This is a genomic window from Paraburkholderia sp. J11-2 (assembly GCF_905220185.1).
Lineage (GTDB): Bacteria > Pseudomonadota > Gammaproteobacteria > Burkholderiales > Burkholderiaceae > Paraburkholderia.
Genome location: NZ_CAJMYY010000079.1, coordinates 1 through 1,417, shown reverse-complemented (window position 1 = coordinate 1,417; position 1,417 = coordinate 1). Strand labels below are relative to the sequence as shown.

Annotated in this window: 3 protein-coding genes; 1 reads left to right on the top strand and 2 read right to left on the bottom strand. The window is 63.6% G+C overall.

The genetic code is table 11. From position 1 onward, the window contains the following. On the top strand, positions 1-519 hold a 519-nt coding region (locus U5A57_RS41205), incomplete at its 5' end, for an OprD family outer membrane porin (protein ID WP_321918073.1). A 54-nt stretch (positions 520-573) separates the two neighbouring features. On the opposite strand, the gene U5A57_RS41200 is transcribed toward U5A57_RS41205, so the two are convergent. Together U5A57_RS41200 and U5A57_RS41195 are read right to left on the bottom strand one after the other, a co-directional pair. Further along, entirely contained in the window at positions 574-915 is a 342-nt protein-coding gene (locus U5A57_RS41200) for a carboxymuconolactone decarboxylase family protein (RefSeq protein ID WP_233888066.1), read from the bottom strand. Then, positions 899-1,342, bottom strand: coding sequence for a MerR family transcriptional regulator (locus tag U5A57_RS41195; protein WP_321918070.1), 444 nt, complete (start codon positions 1,340-1,342; stop codon positions 899-901). Before U5A57_RS41195 ends, U5A57_RS41200 begins: the two co-directional genes overlap by 17 nt. Between the last annotated feature and the right edge of the window lie 75 nt (positions 1,343-1,417).

Sequence of the window (1,417 nt, the reverse complement as noted above, 5' to 3'; positions counted from 1 at the left end):
CCCATCGACAGCAACGCGTACAGTCTTTCGCTCGCCGCGCAGCACGGTCCGCATTCGCTTCTGCTCGGCTACCAACAGATTCTCGGCGACCAGTTCTACGACTACGTGAACGAGACGGCGGGCGACTATCTCGTCAACTCGATGGACGTGGACTACAACGCGCCGCACGAGCAGTCGTTCCAGGTGCGCTATGGTTTCGATGGCGCCTATGCGGGCCTGCCGGGCGCGAAGGCGATGCTCTGGTACGCACTCGGCTGGGGCGCCAACGCGTCGGCGGGTGCAGCCGCCAATCCCACGCCCGCGAGCCCGTTCTACAACCTGTACTGGAGGAACGGGCAGCCCGTGCACGGCTCGCACCACGAATTCGGCTTCATTCCGAGCTATACGCTGCAAAGCGGGCGCTTCAAGAACACCAAAATCACCTTTATCGCCATGTGGCACCACGCGTCGAAGTACTACTCCGACCCGAGCAACCAGGAATTCCGCCTCGTCATCAACATGCCGTTGAAGCTGTTCTGAAGCGCCGCGGCCGTCACGCGGCGATGCGGGCCGCCGCCGCGTGCGTCGTGCGCTTCAAGCCTCGCGTGCAAACACCTCGCGCGCGGCGAAGAGGCCGTTGAGCGCCGCGGGAAAGCCCGCGTACACGGCCATCTGCATGATCGTCTCGACGATCTCCTCGCGCGTGAGGCCCACGTTCAGGCCCGCGGCAATATGGACCTTGAGTTGCGGCTGCGCGTGGCCAATGGCCGTGAGCGCCGCGATGGTGGCGATCTCGCGCGAGCGAAGGTCCAGACCCGGCCGCGCGTAGATGTCGCCAAATGGAAATTCCAGCAGATACTGCGCGAAATCCGGCGCGATATCGGCGAGCGAGTCGATCACGTGCTCGCCGCCGCTGCCGTCAATCGCCGAGAGCATGCGCCTGCCTCTTGCGAGGCGGCTTTCCTGCCGGGCGGCGCTGGTCTGATTTGTCGTTTCGTGCATTCTCGTTCCTTTGCATGGCGTGGGAATAACCTTCGATCTTGTTGTCGAGGACGAGAAGACACGCCTGGAGTTCGGCCACCTGCGCACGCACCGCTTCGCGATGCGCCGCCAGCAATTCGCCGCGCTCGCGCTCGGTTGCCTTGCCGGCCGCGCGCAGCTGCGCGTAGCGCAACATGCCCTGGATCGGCATGCCCGTGGTCTTCAGACGGCCCAGAAAACCGATCCATTCAAGCACCGAACGGTCGTAAGCGCGCTGGCCCGTTTCGTCGCGCACCGCATAGGGAATCAGCCCGATGCGCTCGTAGTAGCGGATCGTATGAGCCGAAAGGCCCGTGAGCGCGGCCAGTTCGCCAATCTTCATGCGCTTCTCCTCATCGACGTTCTGAATGGTGGGACTTCGAGTGCACTCCAGGTCAAGCATTTTTTGGCGCGGGTA